The 17,089-nt window shown below is 44.1% G+C and carries 16 protein-coding genes; 13 read left to right on the top strand and 3 right to left on the bottom strand.

All coding sequences use genetic code 11. The features are described 5' to 3' along the window. Positions 1-18 precede the first annotated feature (18 nt). On the bottom strand, positions 19-372 hold the full coding sequence (locus tag ACFS6H_RS08890) for an arsenate reductase family protein (RefSeq protein WP_386097428.1): 354 nt from the start codon (positions 370-372) through the stop codon (positions 19-21). Positions 373-433: 61 nt separating this feature from the next. Here ACFS6H_RS08890 and cmoA point away from each other — a divergent pair, with 61 nt between their 5' ends. Together cmoA and ACFS6H_RS08880 are read left to right on the top strand one after the other, a co-directional pair. Further along, the gene (cmoA, locus tag ACFS6H_RS08885) at positions 434-1,165 is read left to right on the top strand and encodes a carboxy-S-adenosyl-L-methionine synthase CmoA (protein WP_386097426.1); all 732 of its coding nucleotides are present in this window, start codon (positions 434-436) and stop codon (positions 1,163-1,165) included. A gap of 13 nt (positions 1,166-1,178) precedes the next feature. After that, complete coding sequence (locus ACFS6H_RS08880; protein WP_386097424.1) at positions 1,179-1,898, top strand: methyltransferase family protein; 720 nt, start codon at positions 1,179-1,181, stop codon at positions 1,896-1,898. Positions 1,899-1,912: 14 nt separating this feature from the next. Here ACFS6H_RS08880 and ACFS6H_RS08875 read toward each other — a convergent pair whose 3' ends face one another. Together ACFS6H_RS08875 and ACFS6H_RS08870 are read right to left on the bottom strand one after the other, a co-directional pair. Further along, positions 1,913-3,004, bottom strand: a complete 1,092-nt coding sequence (locus ACFS6H_RS08875; RefSeq protein WP_386097422.1) for a lytic transglycosylase domain-containing protein — start codon at positions 3,002-3,004, stop codon at positions 1,913-1,915. Between the two features lie 2 nt (positions 3,005-3,006). After that, positions 3,007-5,043, bottom strand: coding sequence for a hypothetical protein (locus ACFS6H_RS08870; protein ID WP_386097420.1), 2,037 nt, complete (start codon positions 5,041-5,043; stop codon positions 3,007-3,009). A 253-nt stretch (positions 5,044-5,296) separates the two neighbouring features. Between ACFS6H_RS08870 and pyrH the strand changes: the two genes are divergently transcribed. The 11 genes from pyrH to ACFS6H_RS08815 all read left to right on the top strand — a co-directional run bounded on the left by pyrH (position 5,297) and on the right by ACFS6H_RS08815 (position 16,923). Next, a complete protein-coding gene (gene pyrH, locus ACFS6H_RS08865) occupies positions 5,297-6,007 on the top strand; it encodes a UMP kinase (protein ID WP_386097418.1) in 711 nt (236 codons plus the stop codon). A gap of 275 nt (positions 6,008-6,282) precedes the next feature. Further along, positions 6,283-7,023, top strand: a complete 741-nt coding sequence (locus tag ACFS6H_RS08860; RefSeq protein ID WP_386097416.1) for an isoprenyl transferase — start codon at positions 6,283-6,285, stop codon at positions 7,021-7,023. Between the two features lie 200 nt (positions 7,024-7,223). Next, on the top strand, positions 7,224-9,962 hold the full coding sequence (locus tag ACFS6H_RS08855) for a BamA/OMP85 family outer membrane protein (RefSeq protein ID WP_386097414.1): 2,739 nt from the start codon (positions 7,224-7,226) through the stop codon (positions 9,960-9,962). A 63-nt stretch (positions 9,963-10,025) separates the two neighbouring features. Beyond that, entirely contained in the window at positions 10,026-10,538 is a 513-nt protein-coding gene (locus ACFS6H_RS08850) for an OmpH family outer membrane protein (RefSeq protein ID WP_386097412.1), read from the top strand. Between the two features lie 143 nt (positions 10,539-10,681). Further along, the gene (locus ACFS6H_RS08845; RefSeq protein WP_386097410.1) at positions 10,682-11,272 is read left to right on the top strand and encodes an OmpH family outer membrane protein; all 591 of its coding nucleotides are present in this window, start codon (positions 10,682-10,684) and stop codon (positions 11,270-11,272) included. 74 nt (positions 11,273-11,346) lie between these two features. Next, positions 11,347-12,177 (top strand): glutamate racemase, encoded by an 831-nt coding sequence (gene murI / locus ACFS6H_RS08840; protein WP_386097408.1) that lies wholly within the window; start codon positions 11,347-11,349, stop codon positions 12,175-12,177. A 197-nt stretch (positions 12,178-12,374) separates the two neighbouring features. Then, complete coding sequence (gene rpmH / locus ACFS6H_RS08835; RefSeq protein ID WP_188958412.1) at positions 12,375-12,530, top strand: 50S ribosomal protein L34; 156 nt, start codon at positions 12,375-12,377, stop codon at positions 12,528-12,530. Between the two features lie 90 nt (positions 12,531-12,620). Continuing rightward, on the top strand, positions 12,621-13,040 hold the full coding sequence (rnpA, locus tag ACFS6H_RS08830) for a ribonuclease P protein component (protein WP_386097405.1): 420 nt from the start codon (positions 12,621-12,623) through the stop codon (positions 13,038-13,040). Further along, positions 13,006-13,245 carry a membrane protein insertion efficiency factor YidD gene (yidD, locus tag ACFS6H_RS08825; RefSeq protein ID WP_386097403.1) on the top strand — a complete coding sequence of 80 codons (240 nt, stop codon included), beginning with the start codon at positions 13,006-13,008 and terminating at the stop codon, positions 13,243-13,245. The genes rnpA and yidD overlap by 35 nt, the downstream gene beginning before the upstream one ends. A 170-nt stretch (positions 13,246-13,415) precedes the next feature. Beyond that, on the top strand, positions 13,416-14,018 hold the full coding sequence (locus ACFS6H_RS08820; RefSeq protein WP_386097401.1) for an acyltransferase: 603 nt from the start codon (positions 13,416-13,418) through the stop codon (positions 14,016-14,018). 211 nt (positions 14,019-14,229) lie between these two features. Further along, on the top strand, positions 14,230-16,923 hold the full coding sequence (locus ACFS6H_RS08815; protein WP_386097399.1) for a T9SS type A sorting domain-containing protein: 2,694 nt from the start codon (positions 14,230-14,232) through the stop codon (positions 16,921-16,923). Positions 16,924-17,089: the final 166 nt, after the last annotated feature.

Raw genomic sequence — 17,089 nt, 5'->3', positions numbered from 1 at the left:
TTTAACCAGGTTTAGTTATTATTTAACCGCTTCCTTCAACGCCGCAACATTCTTCTTTTCACTACCAACGAATATTTGTTTGTTAATAATTACCACCGGTCTTTTCAAAAAAGTGTCCTCCTCCAATATTAATTTTTTGTAATCCTCCTCCTTAAGCTGTTTGTCCTTCAACCCCATCTCCTTGTACTTTAAGGCCCGCCGGCTGAACAGGGCTTCATAGCTTCCGGCCAGGTTCTTCATCTCCTCCAGCTGGGCCGGGGTGATCCTTTCAGTACGTATATCCTGCATGGCAAAATTTTTGTTGGTAATGCCTGTGTCTTTAATAATTGCCTGGCAGGTGGTGCAGTGTGCCAGATGGTATATTTTTTTCATACTATATATTATAAACCTTTAATTTTAGATTTTAAATACCGGGAAAACTTAATAAGTCTCTATGTCGGAAAACAAAGATGTAGTTTTTAGCGAGAAAATAGAAAAGTCCAGCGACTTTAAATTTGGCGCACAGGTAGCACAGGTGTTTGATGATATGGTAAGCCGTTCGGTGCCTTACTACCTCGAAATGCAGCGGATGATCGCCGAACTCGCCGGCTCACATGCCGTAAAAGGTACAGCGGTTTATGACTTGGGATGCTCTACCGGCAGCACGCTGATCAGCATGGACCCCATGGTGACAAAGGATGTAAAGTTTGTTGGTATTGATGATTCGCAGGAGATGTTGAATAAATGCGATGCCAAGCTGAAGGAGCTTGGATTTGATCGGGAATATGAACTGCAATGCGCCGATCTTGGTAAGGATTTCAGCATCAGCAACGCCTCGGTAGTAGTACTTTGTTTAACCCTGCAATTTGTACGCCCCATACACCGCGAACAATTATTAAAAAGAATAGTAGTCGGCTTAAACCCGGGCGGAGTACTAATACTGGTTGAAAAAATACTGGCCGAGGAAAGCCGCTTCAACCGCGATTTTATAGAATACTATTACAATTACAAACGTCGCAATAACTACAGCGACCTGGAAATATCACAAAAACGCGAAGCACTGGAAAATGTATTAATTCCTTACAAACTTTCCGAAAACATTGCCCTCCTGAAAGATGTAGGGTTTTCGCACACGGAAGTGTTTTTTAAATGGTACAATTTTACCGGCATTATAGCAGTTAAATAAATCAATATCTTTTATGGTCAGCATCGGGAACTTCTTTTTTAAGTATCGTAATATCATCTTCATTCTTTTTTACGCTGTTTTATTTGTGCCATCACCCCCGCTTTTTTCAGGTAAATTATTAGGCTCCGATTTTTATATATGGCCTATTGTTTTAGGATTAGTGATCACCTGTCTTGGCCAGGCCATACGCGGCGCTACCATCGGGCTGGCTTATATCGTACGCGGAGGCAAAGAAGGTAAACCCTATGCTGACGGCCTGGTGACCGAAGGCATTTTCAGCCACTGCCGTAACCCTTTATATGTAGGTAATATTTTAATGTTACTGGGTGTAGGTATCCTGGCCAACTCGCTTATTTATGTGGCGGTTATGATGCCGATCTTTCTTTTCATTTACCAGGCCATTGTACTGGCAGAAGAAAATTTTTTACGTTCAAAATTTGGTCCCGGTTATGATGAGTACTGCAGAAATGTAAACCGCTGGATACCCAAACTATCAGGCTTGAAAAAAACTTTCTCGGGCATGCATTTTAACTGGAAACGCTGGATCTTAAGGGAGCATACCACCCAGTTCATCTGGCTATGTGGTATAGCTTTATTATTATTACTGAACTACCCGCAGTTAGATGACCGCGATGACCGCATGGAAGCCCTGGCTATCAGCCTTGGCGGCCTGGTGCTGGTGTATATAACAGTTAGATATTTAAAGAAAACGGGCCGTTTTACCGACAGGTAAACCTTTTTAACAGGCTAGTCGCTATATCCCGTATTGCGTAACATTACACCTGGTTTTTTACCCTTTAATTCACTTAAGGCAATGCCTTTTTGCAATCCCATATCGCAAAGGGTAAGCTCGTGTCCGTAACCAAGGTCTACAAAAACACGGTCGTCAATGATCCAGCCGGGAACGCTGAAGGTGTAACCTTTTTTGGAAAAGCCTAATGGAGTGGTCATATCCTGCTCCAGTTCTATCTTAACCAGGTTGCCATCTTTAAACTTTTTGTAAGATCCTATAATTTTTGCGGGCACATATTTAGCCGGCTTAACCACTTCCAGTGATTTGGCTTCGGTTTCACTTACATCCAGCTGTATTTTACTGAAAGCCGCATCGTTCTCATCTCCACCGGGTTTTACTTTTACCGGCTTATCCGTTGCAAAAACATTATAGCCGAAATTCTTTATATAGATCTCCGGGTATTCAAACAATTCCTTAACCGCAATGATCTTGTATACATAAGCCGCCGTTTCAGGGTTCAGGTTCATCGAAAAGTAATCGGTGCCCTGGCGTTTGATAGCTTTATCAATATTACCGATACCATTATTATAAGCCGCTGCTGCCAGTACCCAGGAGCCTACCTGGTAACGTTTCTTATAAAAATCATAATGAAACCGCAACAGCTTACAACCCACTTCACTGGCTTTAAAAATATCTTCCCGCTCATCTACCACATCATTCATGATCATTCCATACTGTGCCGCAGTAGCAGGCATGATCTGCCAAAAGCCATGTGCGCCGGCATGCGAACGTACCGAAGCCATAAAAGCACTCTCCACAATGGGCAGGTACTTCAGGTCTTCGGGTATATTAAACAGCTTCAGGTATTTTACTACAATGGGGAAATAGGTTTCGGTACGGGCACGTAATGATTTCATATTTACCAGCGGTACCTGTTTGCGGATAACATTCATCAGTTTATCCGCCACAAAACTTTTTTCCAGCGGTATACGTTCGCCGCAAAAAAATACACTGTGCTGGGCTGCTGCCCGGCTGCCTGCCAGTAATAAAAACAGCAATAAAACCGGAAGCGATGTAGTAATACCTTTTTTAGTCAATACTGGCATGGTTAATCTTTTTTCTTTCTCCCCTTTTTCTTTTTCGTTTTTTCGGTGGCTTCGGTGGTGTTATCTTTTACACTCTCGATGGTCTCTACTACTATGGGTTTGGCATTTTTAAACTGTTCCTTATTGTATACTTTTCCATCCAGTACAATATCCAGTTTCTCTTTCTCGGGGCGGCGTTCGCTTATATTAATGTTCACCAGTTCATTATCCTGAATGCTGGCATTGCGGATAACCAGTACAATATGCTGCTCCTGTCCGGGAGGTACTATCGGCATCATTTGCAGGTAGGTGAGGTAGCTCAGTTTTAATATTTTTTTCGGCGAGCCGTCTTCATTATACCAGTATACCATGGTGGCGCCCATTAAAAAGTCGTCCTTACTCTTGTTACTTACTTTTATTTTAAAGTACACATTGGCCTCGTTAAAGGAAATATTCTCCAGTACAAGCGATACGCCGCCGTTTACCGTTTTCTCTGATGTTACGTTCAGGGTGGCCGGTTTGGCGATGAGATCCATGGCATATTTATAATTCTTAATCGTATCGGCTATTAAATAACAATCCGCATTCAGGTAATCCATCTGCATTTTAGGCGGATCAAATACATTAATGCCCTTGCTGCCGTAACGTTCCCATAAACCGGCACGGGAATAGGCTTTCTCTCTTTTCGCTTTTTCCTTTTCTTCCTCTATCTTTTTCAACAAGGCCAGGGCCTCCTCATGTTCTTTTTTCTTACGCTCTTCCTCTGCTTTGGCTTTGGCAACAGCCTCTGCCAGTTTGCGTTCGTCCTCTTTCCGTTTGGCCTCGGCCTTTGCCAGGTCATCGGCTTTTTTCTTTTCGGCTGCAATGCGTTTGTTCTCTGCTTCCTCCGCTTTCAAACGTTCTTCTTCACGTTTTTTGGCGGCAGCTTTGGCAATGGCCTCTTCCTGTGCTTTTTTCTTCCGGTCCTCTTCCTCTTTCTTTTTGGCTGCATCCATACGGGCCTGTGCCAGGGCGGCTTCTTTCTTCTCCTCTTCCTCCCTTTTCTTTTTAGCGGCCGCTTCTGCCTTCTTCCGGTCTTCTTCTTTCAGTTTAGCCAGTTGTTCTTCCAGTTTCCGGTCTTCCTCCTGTTTGCGTTTGGCGGCAGCTTCGGCCAGTTTCTTCTCCTCTTCCTGTTCTTTTACCAGGGCAGCCTGGCGGGCTTTTTCTTCCTCCTCCTTTTTCTTTGCTGCAGCGGCGGCAATACGTTTATCTTCTTCATCGCGGGCTTTGGCGGCAGCTTCGGCTTTCTTACGTTCCTCCTCGGCCTGTTTTTTAGTTTTATCCAATGCCAGTTTATTGGCCTCTTCCTCCTGTTTCAGCAGGGCTTCAATCTTCCTGCGTTCTTCCTCCTGTGCTTTGGCGGCAGCTTCGGCTTTTTTACGTTCGTCGTCTTTTTTCTTTTCTTCCTCCCTTGCTTTGGCTAATTTTTTTTCATTCTCTGCCTGTAAGGCAATATCTTTTTTACCGGCCTCCTCTATTTCCTTTTTGCGTTTAGCGGCGTCAGCTTCCTGTTGTTTGCGGGATGCTGATGCTTCCTGGTCTCTTTCTTTGACCTGTTGCTGCCTTTCCTGTTCCTGCTCCTGTTCCAGTTTGGCCAGTTCTTCTTTATTACTGGCTTTCTGCCTGTCCGCTATTTTCTTTAATTCCTTTAAATTGGCAAAATCATACCATAGGGAAGGGTCCTTATTAATGTCATAATTCTTATTAAAGCTGATGATGAGGTAATGGCTGCGCTTGCCTTCCTGTATGGTAAGGCCAATATTATCCGGAATTTCCTTACCGTCCGCTTTATAGGTAATGGACATGGATTTATCGCTGCGGCCTTTAAGCGCATAAAACTTACTGCCCTCCGGAGTATTAAACTCGGCATTCACTATATCATCATTAAAAACCACAAATGCGGGAGCATCGGCGCCTACCATGATCTTCTGGCCGTTCAGGCTTTGTGTAAAGGCTTGCAGAAAGGAAAAAAAACTAAGCCCCAGTAAAAGACATATCTTTTGAATGGTACGCACAGGCATAAGGTTCTGCTATTTTGTAGCAGGTTTAAAGATACAAAAGCCGCCGAAAAGGAAAAACTAAAAAATAACCCCGGCCACACTTTATCATTACTTTATTTGGGGAAAATTTGAAGTATCATCCCATTTAAGATCTGAGATCTTAAGATCTTAGATATCAGATAGCGTATTGCGGTTTTTATAAAAACTATTTTCACCTATCTTCGCCACCGATTATTACTTACCTAATTTATTACTAACAACACAACTACAGGCTATGCTTCCAAAGTATAAACGTGTACTATTAAAATTATCCGGTGAATCGTTAATGGGCGACAAAAGTTTTGGTATGGACTCCGATGTTATTGCCCAGTATGCCCGTGATGTAAAATCGATAACCGAGTTGGGCGTGCAGGTAGCCATTGTAATTGGCGGTGGTAATATTTACCGCGGTATGAACGAGGCCGAAACAGGTATTGAACGTGCTCATGGCGATTATATGGGTATGCTGGCCACCGTTATCAATGGTATGGCTTTACAGGCTGGCCTTGAAAAAGTGGGTGTATATACCCGCTTGCAAAGTGCTATTAAAATGGAACAGATCGCGGAACCTTATATCCGTCGCCGTGCCATCCGTCACGTTGAAAAAGGACGTGTGGTGATCTTTGGCGCCGGCACCGGTAACCCTTACTTTACTACCGACACCGCAGGCTCATTACGTGCCATTGAGATCAATGCCGATGTAATATTAAAAGGCACCCGTGTAGATGGTATTTACACTGCCGATCCGGAAAAAGACCCCACAGCTACCAAATACGGCACCATTACCTTCCAGGAATGTTTAAGTAAAAACCTGCGTGTAATGGATATGACTGCCTTTACACTCTGTATGGAAAATAACCTGCCGATCATTGTTTTTGATATGAACAAGGAAGGCAACTTACGCAGGGTGGTTACCGGCGAAAAAGTAGGAACATTAGTTAGCTAACATAGTACAAACCCGGCCCCAAGCCGGGTTTCCTTTTCCGGGTTACCGGCTGTATAGTTAATGGGTGCCCCGCCGCTCCGTTTTACCTGCTGCCTGCCGGCTTTTATGGCCAAACCTGCCGGGGAAAGGAAATAAATAATTATGCAGAACCTGTAACATGTTGATTTACTGAATTTTAATTGATCTTGTAGCCTTAATTTTCATTAACATATAAATATTATCCGTGCTATGCAAGGGTTTTATACCTTTGTGCACTTTTACAAACCGGTAAAAATATGTCTGACGTACTGCAACGCATTGATAAAACCAGGCTTCCGCGCCATATTGCCATCATTATGGATGGTAACGGGCGTTGGGCGAAGGAGCAGGGGCAAGACCGGCTTTTTGGACATTACCAGGGCGTGGAAAGTGTAAGAAATATTGTGGAAGGCTGTGCTGAATTAGGTGTGGAATACCTTACCTTATATGCATTTTCTACCGAAAACTGGGACCGCCCCGAATATGAAGTAAATGGCCTGATGGAACTGCTGGTCAATACTATCAGGAAGGAAGTGGAATCTTTACATAAGAACAATATCCGGCTGCGCATGATCGGCGACTTTGATATGTTACCCGAATCGGCACAGCAGGAGTTGAACGAGGCGCTGGACATGACAAAAGACAATACCGGCCTGAACCTGGTAATGGCTTTAAGTTATAGCGGTCGCTGGGAACTGGCCCATGCCGCCAAAAAAATTGCCCAAAAGGTAAAGGAAGGCTCCCTGGCTGTTGAGGATATTACGCAGGAAGTATTGCACCGGCACCTGGCTACGGGGGAGTTTCCCGATCCGGAACTGATGATCAGGACAAGCGGGGAGTACCGTATCAGTAACTTTTTGTTATACCAGTTAGCCTATGCCGAGCTGTATTTTACCAACGTGCGCTGGCCCGACTTCAGGAAACAAAATTTGTACGAAGCCATTGAGGACTACCAGTTAAGGGAAAGACGCTTTGGTAAAACCAGTGAACAGGTATAAACTAAATTAATATAAGAATTACAGCCTGTCGGCAGCTGCAAAGGGCCAATGATAGGTTTTAACAAACACTTACGATATTTACTGTTAATTTGCCGACGCAAGAATAGGGTTTAAACATGTTTACTTGCTTAGGTTTAACAAACTAATTGTTTAAAGGTTTGCATTTAACGTGAATAATCAGACCTACTTGATCTATAAAAATGAGACTACGTTTTTTATTTAAGGCCGGTGCCATTGCAACTTTCTTTGCATTTTTATTAATGCAAACCACTGCAGCACAAGTGCAAACCGATACACTACCTCCCACCTCCCTTGATCCCAAATTATTGGAGTGGCAGAATGCCCGCTTACCCAGGGAGTACACCGTGGCCGAAATACGGGTACAGGGTATCAAGCACCTGGACACTGCCATTGTACTGTCCATTTCAGGATTACAGGTAGGCGACAAATTCCGTCACCCCGGTTCCGATATCTTCTCAAAAGCGATCACCAATCTCTGGAAACAAAAACTTTTCTCCGACGTAGATATTTATATTACTAAAATTGTTGACGATAAAGTAAGCCTGGAATTAAATGTAATGGAGCGTCCGCGCCTGGGCACCATTAAATGGCATGGCATTAAAAAATCTGATGCCGACGAATTACAGGGTAAAATTGCACTGGTAAAACAAACCCTTATCACCGAGCACATGCGCCGGAACATCAACGAGGTAACCACTAAATTTTACCAGGAAAAAGGCTTCCAGAACGTAAAAATAAGGGTAGAGGAAAAACCTGAAGCCAACTATGTTAATACCAATGCCTTAAATATATATGTAACCAAAGGCAAAAAAGTAAAAATTGACGGGGTAAGTTTTGTAGGCAATGAGTCGGTTGACGAGATGAAGCTGAAAAAGCAAATGAAGGGGACCAAAGAAAGAATGAGGATCTCTTTATACCCTACCGAACATAAAAACCCGTATGGTGCGCATGAAGAGGTGACCTTTAAGGAATACCTGAAAGATTACGGCTTCCTGTCCTTTACCAAAACCCGCCGTATACTGGACCCCTACCTGCGTGTCCGTTTTGGTAACGGTAAATACAACCCGGTTAAATACGAAGAGGACAAGGATAAGGTATTAAAATATTATAACTCCTTAGGTTTCCGTGATGCACAGATCATAGCCGATACGGTTACTGCCAGCGGCAACAGTTTATATGTTGACCTGAAAGTATCTGAAGGCCGTAAATACTACTTTGGTAATATTACCTGGAAAGGTAATGCCAAATATGGCGACTCTATCCTGAACAGGATACTGGATATCCGCAAAGGTGATATTTATAACCTGGACATCTTAAATAAAAGACTGGGTAAAGAACAATCCACCGATGGCGGTATGGATATCCAGGGTCTGTATATGGACGATGGTTACCTGTTTTACCAGGCCGATGCCATTGAAACTGCGGTATACAATGATACCATTGACCACGAAATACGTTTACGTGAAGGTCCGCAGGCCCGTATTAAAAATGTTACCATTGCCGGTAACGACCGTACCAAGGACCATGTTATACGCCGTGAGTTAAGAACAATGCCGGGTGAACTGTTCAGCCGTTCGGATATGATCCGCTCTATCCGTGAGCTGGCCAACCTGAACTACTTTAACCAGGAATCTATTAACCCGGTACCTGTACCAAACGCGGATGATGGTACCGTGGATATTAACTGGAAACTGGAGGAAAAATCATCCGACCAATTGGAGCTGTCTGCCGGTTGGGGTGGTGGTATCGGTTTAACCGGTACGCTGGGTGTTACCTTTAATAACTTCTCCATCCGTAATATCTGGAAAAAAGAATCATGGGATCCGTTGCCAACAGGCGATGGTCAGAAACTGAGCCTGCGTGTACAGTCAAATGGTGCGGCCTTCCGTTCCTATAACTTCTCATTCACCGAGCCATGGTTAGGTGGCAAAAAACGTAACTCGCTTACACTGGCTTACAATAACAGTAAGTACACCAATAGCTTTGACCCATACACCGGCCGTATTGACCGTAAACGTTCGGATACTACATACTTAATTGTAAATGGTATTTCAGCGGCATTCGGCAAACAGTTGAAATGGCCCGATGACTTCTTTAACCTGGTATTTACTGCCAGCTTCCAGCAATACAAAATGCGGAACTACCCGATCTTCGAGGGTATTAAAGATGGTACATCCAATAACTTAAGCTTTAAAATTGCTTTACAGCGTTCTTCTGTATTCGACCCCATTTTCCCACGCAGTGGTTCTAACCTAATGGCCAGTGTACAGTTTACGCCGCCATACTCGGCCTTTAACCCCAACCTGGTAAACTCCAGTAACCCGTATAAAACACCGGAGTACCATAAATGGAGGTTCAATGCAGAATGGTATATGCCTATCGGCCGTGCCATGGGCGCCGACAAGGATAAACAGTTTGTGTTAAAAATTGCGGCCAAATATGGTTTCATGGGCCGTTACAACAAAAAACTGGACTACTCACCGTTTGAAAGATTCCAGGTGGGTGATGCCGGTCTGACCAACAACTTTGGTCTCCTGGGTTACGATATCGTGGCGCACCGCGGATACCCTGTTTACGACAACTCCGATCCTACGGTTAACCCCGATCAGCAAAACGCAACCAGGTTCTTTACTATCTTTAATAAATACCAAACCGAGTTAAGGTACCCCTTAGTAACCAACCCGGGTAGTACCATCTATGGTCTGGCATTCTTTGAAGCAGCAAACGGCTGGTACGATTATAAAAGTTATAACCCCTTCCGCTTACGCCGAAGCGTGGGTGTTGGTATGCGTTTCTTCCTTCCAATGTTCGGTCTGTTAGGATTTGACTACGGCATTGGTCTTGACAGGATGCAACCCGGCCAGGGGCTTAAAAATGCTACCCGCTTTACCTTTATGTTAGGGTTTGAGCCGGAATAATAGTAGTTGTTTAACCAATCATGGTACGATAATTTATTTTATAAAAAATTAAACGTATTGGATATGAAAAAATTGATGTTTGTTTTCGGGTTTGTACTGGCTGTACTGTTCACTGCCAGCGCACAGAAATATGCGATCATTGACACCCGTTATATTTTAGACAAAATGCCTGAATATGCCGCAGCCCAGAAACAACTGGATGCCGTAGCGGCCGGATGGCAAAAAGATATTGATACCAAACAATCGGACCTGGACCGTATGTACAAGGCTTACGAGGCCGAACAGGTAATGTTAAGCGACGATTTAAAGAAAAAACGCCAGGACCAGCTTTTTTTAAAAGAAAAGGAATTAAGGGAATTGCAAAGACAACGCTTTGGTTTTGAGGGCGATCTGTTTAAAAAACGCCAGGAACTGGTAAAACCCGTACAGGATAAAGTGTACAATACCGTTCAAAAAATGGCCACCCAGCGGGGTTACGATTTTGTGTTGGATAAAAGTGAAGGAATTACCGTTATATTTGCCGACCCTAAGCTGGACAAAAGTGATGATGTGCTGAAAGAGCTAGGTATAAAATAACAGGGTAGCAGGTTTAACTGCCATCCCGAATTGTTAAAATAAATTTATAAGCAACTTTGCCGGTATGGGGGTTGTCTTTAAACCAAAATAAACTAAACAAAAAATCACAACAAAATGGCTTCAGCCATTTGTAAAAAAGAAAAATGATGAAAAAAATGAAAGCGCTGGCCTTAGCCGCTGTTTGTTTCTTTGCTTTAGCTTCCGGCTTACAAGCTCAAACTACCAAGATCGGTTACCTCAATATACAAACAGTAGTTGGACATATGCCTGCTGCTGCAAAGATCGACTCTCTGTTAGATCGTTATCAGATTGATACCATTGGTGCAGAAAGAACAAGAATTGAAGAAGACTTTAACTACAAAGACAGTATTTTAAAATTAGACGATAGCCTGAAAAAAGTACCGGGTGGAAGAGTAATGCCTGAAAGCGTACGTAAACAACACGAAAGAGATGTACAGCAATTGTACATGACCCTGGCACAATGGCGTCAGGTGGTTGACGAAGCGGTACAAAACAAACAACAGGAACTGGTAATGCCTATTTACCAGGAAGTAATGGCAGCCGTACGTGCCGTAGCAAAAGAAAAAGGTTACACGCATATTATGGATGAAACAGCCTTTCTTGTAAAACCTGATGGCGATAATATTATTAAAGCAGTGGCTGATAAGTTAAAAATAACCATCGCCCCGCAATTCTTACCGGGTTATAAACCAACCGCCCCGGCCATTAAATAAAAAACTTGTACCCCGATAATACATCGGGGTATTTTTTTGCCTTTTAATCCATACTGCTGCCTTAATTTTATTGCATGCAACAACAAGCAGCACCTATTGGTATTTTCGATTCCGGCTATGGCGGCTTAACCGTTATGCAGGAAATAGTAAAAGCGCTTCCTCAATACGATTATATTTACCTGGGCGATAATGCCCGCACGCCATACGGCAACCGCTCTTTCGATACTATTTACGAATACACCCTGCAGGCCGTGAACTGGTTCTTTAAACAGGGCTGTCAGCTGGTCATCCTTGCCTGTAATACGGCTTCGGCCAAAGCCCTGCGTACCATCCAGCAAAAAGATCTGCCCATCATAGCCCCCGACCGCCGGGTACTGGGCGTAATACGGCCAACAACAGAAGCTATCGGCAGCTTTACCCATACTAAAGAAGTAGGTATTGTAGCCACAAAAGGCACGGTTAATTCCAACTCTTACCCCATCGAGATCAATAAATTTTTTCCGCAGGTAAAAGTTTACCAGCATGCCTGCCCTATGTGGGTACCACTGGTAGAGAACAATGAACATGAAAAACCCGGCGCCGATTATTTTATTCAGCAGGATATAAATGCCCTGCTTACCGCCGGACCAAATATTGATGTACTCCTGCTGGGCTGTACCCACTATCCTTTATTAAAACAAAAAATAAAGCAATACTTACCGGCACAGGTACAGCTGCTGGCCCAGGGCGAAATTGTGGCCCAAAGCCTGGTACAATACCTGCAGCGCCACCCGGAAATAGAGGCTGTTTGCAGTAAAAACGGCAGCCGCAGTTTTAATACCACCGACGATACCACCGATTTTGATAACCATGCCGTTATCTTTTATGGTGAAAAAATTGATTCTCAGCATGTTATTTTATCATAAACCCGGGTACAAAGCCACTGCGCTCAAACCCCGGTACCGGCATTTTTACTTTTTCATTTTTACTTTTAAATTAAACTAATTTACCTACCTTTGCCATCCTTTCACAAACAACGGGTGTGGTGACCTGTTGTTGGAAATATTGAAACCGGCATGTTCTCCCGTGCCATATTCAACAACGTGAAAAAGTAAAAAATAAAATGAAACGTACATTCCAACCTCATCGTCGTCGTCGTAAAACAGTTCATGGCTTCCGTAAACGTATGGAAAGCGCTAATGGTCGTAAAGTATTAGCCAGCCGTCGTGCAAAAGGCCGTAAAAAACTGACCGTTTCTGACGAACGCAGATTAAAGTAATCATAGTAACTTACTATACATGTGCTGATAGCTCTGGTTCATCCGGGGCTATTTTTTTGCACCCTTAATATATATTAGTTTTAACGGCGCATGACCCCGCAACCTACATATACCTTAGGCAAACATTTACGGCTTAAAAGCCGTAAGAGTATCGATGCCATTTTTAAAACGGGGCAAAAAATAAACGCTTCACCCTGTAAGGCCTTCTTCATTATACAACCCTTTACCGGCAAAAACAATCCCGGTGTACAGTTTGGGGTGGGGGTTTCCAAAAAGTATTTCAAACATGCGGTTGACCGTAACCGCATCAAAAGACAAATGCGGGAAGCCTGGCGCTTACAAAAAACGGCATTGCAGGAATTGCTGGTACAGCAAAACCGCCGGATGGAAGTCTTTGTTATTTTTACCGCCAACGAGCTACCCGAATGGCAGCTGGTACAGGAAAAAATAGCGGTTCTATTAAATAAACTATTACATGAAGCCGGTAAAATTCATACTAAAACTGCTTAGCTACCCCTTTATTTTCATTATAAAGCTATACCAGTGGGTCATATCGCCCTGGTTTGGCCCCAAGTGCCGTTATACCCCCACCTGTTCACATTACGCCATTGAGGCGTTTAAAAAACATGGGGTGTTCAAAGGTTTCTGGCTGGCCGTAAAACGTATTGCCCGTTGTCATCCCTGGGGTGGCAGTGGTTACGATCCCGTCCCTTAATAATTTGGGGCTGTCAGCTGCTGTAACACCGTTCAGCTACAGTTCCCGCTGTCCGTTATACCTTTGTTTCACTTCGGTGCCACTTCCATCGGGCAGCCCGTCAGCAGTATATCCCTGCTCGTCAACCCGCTTGCAACGCGGTCCATCTTATATTTGTAAAAATACCCCGTATGATCTATGCTTTCCAGGGCCATGTGCCGGTAGTACACCCTTCTTCCTTTGTTCATCCGCAGGCGGCAGTAACCGGGCAGGTGGTGATCGGTAAAAAATGTTATATCGGTCCGGGCGCTGCAATCCGTGGCGATTGGGGTAAGATCATTATTGAGGATGGCTGCAATGTGCAGGAGAACTGTACCATTCACATGTTTCCCGGGGTAACGGTACACCTGCATAAGGGTGCCCATATTGGCCATGGCGCTATCATACATGGGGCAACCCTTGGCAAACACTGTTTAATAGGCATGAATGCCGTTATTATGGACGAGGTAGTACTGGGCGATGAATGTATTGTAGGCGCTTTATCCTTCATTAAACAGGGTGAAACTTATGCCAAACGCAGCCTGATTGTGGGCAATCCGGCCAAAATGATCAAAAAAGTAAGTGCCGAAATGCTGCAATGGAAAAAACAGGGTACAGCCATTTACCAGCAGCTGCCGCAACAGTGTAAAAACAGCTTAATTGCCTGTGAGCCAATGACTGAACCAGCTAAAACCTCCGGTAAGCCTACCGGCATCGTGTATAAACCGTGGAAAAATACGCAAATAAAAAAGTGATTTTACTCAAGAAATATCGTAAAAACTTGCAATATTACTTTTTTCATTCTAATTTCGTTATTGTATTCAAAAATTGCTAACCACAATTCCGGTACTCAACCTAAGCACCACTTAGGGAATTACAATCTCAACATCCTGTTGATACACCAAAAAACATCCTCTCTCCTTCAACTACCATCTTTCCCTATTCTGTAATTCAAACCCTAAGAGTATGAAATTAGCTTTACCTATTGTAAAAGCTGGTCTGTTTGTACTTGCTTTTACATTTCTTCAACCCCAAACCCGTGTTTTTGCACAGGTAATACGTGCTTACGGTGCACCCGTATATTCCGAAAATATCCGCGGCAGCCACACTATGTTTGGCAATACCATCCTTGGCGGTTCGGCCACGGTAATGAATGAATGGCAGGCTCCCACCAGCACTAATGGTTACCGTACCAGCGAAAGCGGTAATGATAATACCGATATGCAAAATATTGATGTGGATGGCACCATTGCCGCTACTACCTTTATCAGCTACGGCGCCAGTTGGAAGTACTCCAACGGCACAGCCGCACCTGCCGATAACGGCGGCTTTAACTGGACCCAAACCGGTTACAGTGATGCCTCCTGGTCAGGACCGGCTGCAAGTCCTTTACGCCGGGGTACCGGCAGCGGGGGCACCACCCTGGCAGCAGACAGGAATACCAATTATTTCAGAACTACTGTCAGCATTACCAACCCGGCATCCTTCCAGAATTTTGTAATGACCCTTCAATATGATGATGGTGCCGTAGTATATGTAAACGGTACCGAAGTGGGAAGAGTTAGTATGCCTGCCGGCGCTGTGAACTTTAGTACACTGGCATCCACCTGCCGTAACTCCACTGATGGCGATGGTACCATTACCATTCCTTCATCGGCGTTTGTAAACGGTAATAATGTTATTGCCGTAGAAGTGCATCAGGGCAGTGGTTGTAATGCCGATGTATACTTTAACCTGCAGTTACAGGGCAATGCCATCAATACCTTCAACTCATCATCTGCCGACCTGGTTTTACCTGCGGGCATTACCAACCCCACCATTAAATTTGCCCGTTTATATTGGGGTGGCCGTATTACTACCACCGATCTGGGTACCGATGATGTTAATGTGCGTACTGTAAAGATCAGGAAGGCAAGCGGTGCTTACCAAACCATTACGGCTCCTGTATCACAGGTTGATAAAGTAGCGATACCGGGTACCTCGGCAACCGCCTACCAGGCTTATTTTGATATTACGGCTTTTGTTAACGCCAATAAAGCCGGAAGCTATACAGTTGCCAATATAAAGCTCAATACCGGCAGTACCGGCGGCGGCGGCGGTAACTTTGGCGGCTGGACCATCATGGTAGCTTATGAGGATGCCAATGCTACTTTCTCTAATATCCGTATCTACGACGGCTTTATATTGGTAAGCAACTCCTCTGCACCTACTTCACAAACCATACAATTATCGGGGCTTAATCCTTCTTCTGCTTTTGCAGGCCAGGCCGACGCCCATATGTCCTTCTTTGCCTGGGAAGGCGATGCTAACCTGGGAGCTACGGCTACCAACCCTGCCGGTGATTATGTGAAGCTGAACAATGTAGTGGTAAGCGACGCGTTAAACCCCGCACAAAATTTCTGGAATGGTACTATTACCCGCAACGGGCAACATGTTACTACTAAAACCCCCAACTATATTAACCAGATGGGTATTGATATCGACGATATCAATATAGGCAGCGGTTATAATATTACGCCGGGTATGACCAATATGAGTGTTGAATTCGGTACCGAGGCCGATCAGTATTTCCCCAGTGTATTCGGTATTTCCATGGCGGCCAATCCACCGGCTGTAATACTCGATAAAACAGGTACCATCACAGGTCCGGGCAGCGCAACCGGCTTATTATACCCTGAAGAAACCATTACCTATATTCTTTCGGGTAAAAACAATGGCCTGGGTAATGCTATCAATAATATAGTGGTAGATACTATACCGGTAGGCTTAAACTATATAGCCAACTCCATGTTCATTGGTGGGGCCAGTGGTCCTCAAACCCCGTTAACCGATGCTACCGGCGACGACCTGGGATATTATGCTTCCACCGGCGGTAAATCATGGGTTAAGTTTTTTGTGGGTACAGGCGCTACCGCTACACAAGGCGGTCTGTTAACTCCGGGACAAACTTATTCCGTAGGCTTTAAATGCAAAACACCCACTTATGCCACTCCATGGATATCGGTATCCAATACCGGCCGTATTTATGGCAATAATGCTTCCGACAACCAGGCTTTTACCGATGATGGTACGTATATATTCGGCCCCGGTAATATTATGTTACCTGTTACGCTTACCGAGTTTAAAGTAACCCGCGATGGTAATACGGCACAGCTTAACTGGATCACTGCCGGTGAGCTGAAGAATGACCGTTTTGAAGTGGAAAGAAGTACTGATGGTTTAACCTTTAACAAAGTGGGTGCACTGAACGGTAAGGGTACTACTGATATAAAACAATATTATAATTTCAACGATAACTTACCTGCAGGCAATAGTATTGTTTACTATCGTTTACGCATAGTGGATTTTGATGGTAAGAGCACGTTCAGTAAAATAGTAATGGTGCGCCTGTCCGGCACTACCACCTTAAATGCTATTTCGGTATTCCCCAATCCTTTTGTATCCAACGTTAAATTACAGTTGAACAGCCGTACCGAAACTGAAATAACTGTACGTGTGGTAAACATGCTGGGTCAGCAGGAACTGGTACGTAAAATAGGCGTGCAGCCTGGTGAAAACATCATTGTGGTACAGGATCTGCAGAACTTAAAAACCGGTAACTATGTGCTGGAAGTAATTACCGGAGATGGTAAAACCACGCATAAAATAACGAAGAAATAAAACTACTTAGAATAAACAACAAAGGCCTCCTGGTATTTTTCAGGAGGCCTTTTTATGTGTAATTACTTAGCGCACAATATTAACGATCAAAAAGCTTGTCTGGCATGGCATTGCCTGCCAGAAATATTTGGGGCTTACCAAAAAATGGGTGTAACTTAACAGACCA

Source organism: Terrimonas rubra, from assembly GCF_042686025.1.
In the GTDB taxonomy this organism is placed as follows: domain Bacteria; phylum Bacteroidota; class Bacteroidia; order Chitinophagales; family Chitinophagaceae; genus Terrimonas; species Terrimonas rubra.
The sequence above is the reverse complement of the archived record's forward strand: the minus strand, read 5'-3'. Positions and strand labels throughout refer to the sequence as shown.